We start from the raw sequence: 4381 nt of genomic DNA on the forward strand, positions 1-4381 counted from the left end.
ATTACCCAGATCCACATTTCCGCCGGAAAGCACAATTCCGATCTTCTTTCCTGCAAATAATTCTGGCTCTTTTAGAACTGCCGCAAAAGGCACGGCGCAAGAGGGCTCGATGATTATTTTCATCCGCTCCCAAATGAGTCGCATAGCGGCAATTATCTCTTCTTCTTCCACGCGAATGATGTCTGTGACCAGCTCTTGAATAATCGGAAAATTATTGTCACCTAATTGCGTGCGCAGTCCGTCAGCGACGGTATCAGTCGACTCATTGGTTTCTATTTTACCGCTTCTTAAGGACCTGTAGGCGTCATCCGCATTCATAGGTTCTCCCGCAAAAATTTTGCAGTTGGAACCAAAATAATGTCCGGCTAATGCAGTTCCGGCTAACAGTCCTCCTCCACCAACGGGTGTAAGCAATACTTCTAAATCCGGATGATCCTCTAACAATTCAACAGCCGCAGTGCCCTGCCCCAAAATGACGGGAATATCGTTGGAAGGATGCAAAAAGGTAGCTCCTGTCTCGGCTTGAATCTTTGCAGCCATAGCCTCACGGGCCTCTAACGTGGGTTCAGAAACAAAAACTTTTCCGCCATAACCGATGACTGCAGTTTTCTTGACTTCTGGCGCAGAGCTGGGCATTATAATATATGCGGGTACGCCTAATTCTGCAGCAGCTAAGGAGACTGCTTGGGCAAAGTTTCCGCTGGAATGGGTGACTACTCCTTTGGCTCGCTCAGCCTCTGAGAGCTGTGCGATTGCGTTCACCGCTCCGCGCATTTTAAAAGCGCCCATGCGTTGAAAGTTCTCACATTTAAAGTAGATGTCGGCTCCTGAAATATCATTGAGCATGCGCGACTGCAGAACAGCTGTTCTATGCACGATAGGCCTTACCGTATCAACGGCCGCTTGAAGATCCTGTTGCAATGGAATTTTTTTCACTCCTTAAAAATACAACAGGGCGCATTAATTTGAAAAGTGAATTCCACATTCTCTTTTAGACAAGGCTTTAATTGGGTCTTGATAATCCAGATTGAGTTTCAGACCGTGCTTTTGGGCATAGACTTCCAGCTCACCATCACTCCAATGAAAAAATGGACTCACCTTGAGGATTCCCTGCGGACTCAAACTGAGCACGTCCAATTGATCGCGAAACTGTGTTTGCCCTCTGCGAATATTGGTAAACCAAAGATCAGGCTTTAATTGCTCAAAGGCCCGATTGATCGGCTCCAACTTTAGAATTTGGGTCAATTTAAGATGGTTGGGGTTTTCCAAACCTGGTTCACCCCAAAGGTATTCACTGTGTGCTCTGGTATATTCTGGTCTTGCTGTATGCAGATTCATTTGATACTTATCACACAGGCGGCTACAATGCTCATAAGTTGTTTGAGTGTTATAGCCAGTATCTACCCAAAGGACGCTAATCTCTGGGGCCTTTTGAAGTACTTGATGCAAAAGCAGTTCTGAGTACTTCCCAAAACTGGTGGTGAGTATAGGGCTGCTGCTTAATCCCAGAACAAATTCCACGATGGCTTGTGGAGATTCATGCAATAGATTCTGATTGAACAAAGCCAGTTTATCTGGGGTTATCAAACTCATAAATATAATTACCCTATCGGATTAGTAGAGTTTACAAAATTAAACCTATTTACAAGAATAAAAAATCTTAAATGGATTCTTTTGAAATTAAGTCGGCCAAGGTAGTATTTTCCAAAATAGACAAGGTATTGTCACGGACTTGAATCATGAGTCTGTGTACGCTACAGGCCTCTTCATCTGGGCAATCGTCACATTTTTCATAGAAGTTCAAACTCACGCATGGAACCATGGCAATGGGGCCTTCCAATATTCTATACACACTGGCGATCTTGATCTCGCTGGCCTCTTTAAGCAAATAATAACCTCCGCCCTTGCCTTTCTTAGAACTGAGAAATCCTGCTTTGCGCAAAGTGAGTAAAATACTCTCTAAAAATTTCTGCGAAATATTCTCAGATTCAGAAATAACCGAAATCTGAACAGGGGAATCGTCCTGCCATTTCGCTAAAAAAGCGAGCGCCTTGAGTCCGTATTTGGTTTTTCTAGAGAGCATCTTGTACTCTCAAAGGTAAATTTTATTCTTGAATTGGACTTCCATTGAGTTCCACGCGATAGCTAACAGGCACCTGCGGCTCAAAGGTCAGAGACACGGAACAGTATTTAGTAAAGCTCAATTCTGCAGCTCGCAAAGCCTTAGCAGGATCAATATCTCCTTTAAGCTTGATCACTACTTCCATGGCTTTGAAGGGCTTAGCGCCTTCTACCTCGTGACGTGTACCGTTTACTTCCATGGAATAGTCATCGATTTGCTGGCGCTGCTTCTTTAAAATAGCAACCACATCAATAGCGCTGCAGGCACCAACCCCCATTAGCAGCAATTCCATCGGGCTTGCGCCTTGGGCATTCTCTTCTGAAGTATTATCGATTGGGATCGCCACACCGGCTTTTCCAATTCCATGAAACAAATAATCGTTATTCTTGCGTTGAAGGGTTACTTGCATACCGTTAATTTTAAAAAACAAAGTTAAGCAGAAACTCGCTCGCTTATACGTAGAATATCACCAAAGACCCCGCGAGCAGTTACCTTAGGCCCTGCCCCTGCTCCTTGAATAACAATCGGATGTTCTCCATAGCTTTCTGTATAGATCTCAAAAATGGAATCGCTTCCGCCCAATTGCCCTAAAATGCTCTGCTTTGGCACAGCCTCCAAACGCACATGCATTTGCGCGCCAAAATCATCAGCTAAATCTCCTTCTAAAGTAGCGACATAGCGCAGAACCTCATCCGGAGCACAGCAAGATTTAACCCCTTCAAAATGGGCATTTAGAGCCTTGAGTTTTGACAAGAATTTATCAGTTCCTATTTCTCTTAAATGTCCAGGAATTAGATTTTCAACAGCCACCTCTTCAAACTCACAATGCAAGGCAAGTTCTCTAGCCAAGATCAATAGTTTTCGCGCCACGTCGTTTCCGCAAAGATCTTCCCTTGGATCAGGCTCTGTATAACCTTGATCTATTGCAGCCTGAAGCACCTTATCAAACGGAACTTTCTCTGCACTAAATCGATTAAAAATATAGCTGAGTGAACCTGAGAAAACTCCGCGGATTCGAGTGATATTCTCTCCAGAAAGATGCAATAGTTTTATAGTATCTATCAACGGTAAACCCGCACCAACATTGGTTTCATAAAGATAGTCCTGCTGGCGTTTAGCCAGGCGTTCTCTCAAGGAGGTATAAAAATCCATCCCCAAAGTATTGGCTACTTTATTGGAAGAAACCAACGAGAATCCAGCCTCTATAAAGGGTAGATAATTCAAAACAAAACTCGGACTAGCCGTGTTGTCTACCATGACAGTATTGTACAAGCCGTGGTTATGGGCTTTCTGGATCAATTTTGGAATGGTATAGCCAGTTCCTTCGGTTGTCTTGCGCTCACGCCAATCTTCCTGTAATCCTTGCTTGTCAAAGATTACGGTTGTAGAATTCGCAACGGCCACAACAGAAAGGTCAATGCGTCTGCGTTTTTTCAGGTTCTCTCGTTCAGCGATCAATTGATCGATCAACAAACTCCCCACTTGACCGTGTCCTATGATGAATAAATGTATTTGTTTATTTCTGATGTTATCCAGATCGATCTTTGCCGTCGGGATCAATATATTTTCGGGGGCATTAACTAAGCTCATAACTGTTTTCTTTTAAGGATGCAGACGCAAATACTGAAGCCAGCAACCCACTGAGTTGGGTTTGTTCGATCAAAAATGCATCGTGCCCCTGATCAGAGATCAAGGTGTAATGATGTACTGGAGTGCCCAATTCTCGAGCCACCCAAAAGGTTTGCTTAATGTCGCGTTGGGCATAGAGTAAATCTTCATGAATCCCAACCAAATGCAAGGTTCCTGTAAAGGCTTTAAGGGTTTGTTCCAAAGAAGTCCCACCTGCAGTAATATCATGAGTGGTCAGCAACCAATTCATGAATTTGTAGGCCGCTAGAGCAAAACGATTCTCTAAAGTCTTTCCGTGATAATTCAACCAGTCGTAAACAGAAGCTGCTGCTTCTAAACTGTCATCTTGATTGAACTTTACTGCGAAAGCACTCGGGTTTCTATAAAAAGTCATCGCATGGGCTCTTGCATCTGCAATAGGCTCTTTGGAATTGGACAAGATCCTGTCTTGAATCATCCCTTGTGCTACCACCCAGGGGCTGGCCTTCCAATGCGCTGCCACAGGAATCAAGTGTTTGGCAAAGTCTGGACGTAAAGCAACGATCTGCCAAGCCAAACATCCGCCTACAGAACCGCCCACTAAGGCAAATACCTCCTGCAACTCCAATGCATCCAAAGCTTCTAAAACCC

General features: G+C 44.1%; 5 protein-coding genes and 1 pseudogene. All 6 read right to left on the bottom strand.

Features of this window, described 5'->3' with window-relative positions; all coding sequences use genetic code 11:
• A partial coding sequence (locus tag HRT75_RS14085; protein ID WP_291188069.1) for a pyridoxal-phosphate dependent enzyme occupies window positions 1–921 on the bottom strand: 921 nt, incomplete at its 3' end.
• A 39-nt stretch (window positions 922–960) separates the two neighbouring features.
• Entirely contained in the window at window positions 961–1593 is a 633-nt protein-coding gene (locus tag HRT75_RS14090) for a phosphoadenosine phosphosulfate reductase family protein (RefSeq protein ID WP_291188057.1), read from the bottom strand.
• Window positions 1594–1660: 67 nt separating this feature from the next.
• A complete protein-coding gene (locus HRT75_RS14095; RefSeq protein WP_291188059.1) occupies window positions 1661–2083 on the bottom strand; it encodes an Rrf2 family transcriptional regulator in 423 nt (140 codons plus the stop codon).
• A gap of 22 nt (window positions 2084–2105) precedes the next feature.
• A complete protein-coding gene (locus tag HRT75_RS14100) occupies window positions 2106–2531 on the bottom strand; it encodes an OsmC family protein (protein ID WP_291188063.1) in 426 nt (141 codons plus the stop codon).
• A gap of 23 nt (window positions 2532–2554) precedes the next feature.
• Window positions 2555–3712 (bottom strand): aspartate kinase, encoded by a 1158-nt coding sequence (locus tag HRT75_RS14105; protein WP_291188066.1) that lies wholly within the window; start codon window positions 3710–3712, stop codon window positions 2555–2557.
• Window positions 3699–4381 (bottom strand): annotated as a pseudogene (locus HRT75_RS14110) (hypothetical protein); the annotation flags it as partial. The gene HRT75_RS14105 and the pseudogene HRT75_RS14110, both read right to left, overlap by 14 nt.

Source organism: Gilvibacter sp. (genome assembly GCF_013214815.1).
In the GTDB taxonomy this organism is placed as follows: Bacteria; Bacteroidota; Bacteroidia; order Flavobacteriales; family Flavobacteriaceae; genus Gilvibacter.

Excerpts from the sequence above, each read along its gene's own strand:
- HRT75_RS14090 (WP_291188057.1), bottom strand. The coding sequence starts at position 1,593 with ATGAGTTTGATAACCCCAGATAAACTGGCTTTGTTCAATCAGAATCTA.
- HRT75_RS14095 (WP_291188059.1), bottom strand. The coding sequence starts at position 2,083 with ATGCTCTCTAGAAAAACCAAATACGGACTCAAGGCGCTCGCTTTTTTA.
- HRT75_RS14100 (WP_291188063.1), bottom strand. The coding sequence starts at position 2,531 with ATGCAAGTAACCCTTCAACGCAAGAATAACGATTATTTGTTTCATGGA.
- HRT75_RS14105 (WP_291188066.1), bottom strand. The coding sequence starts at position 3,712 with ATGAGCTTAGTTAATGCCCCCGAAAATATATTGATCCCGACGGCAAAG.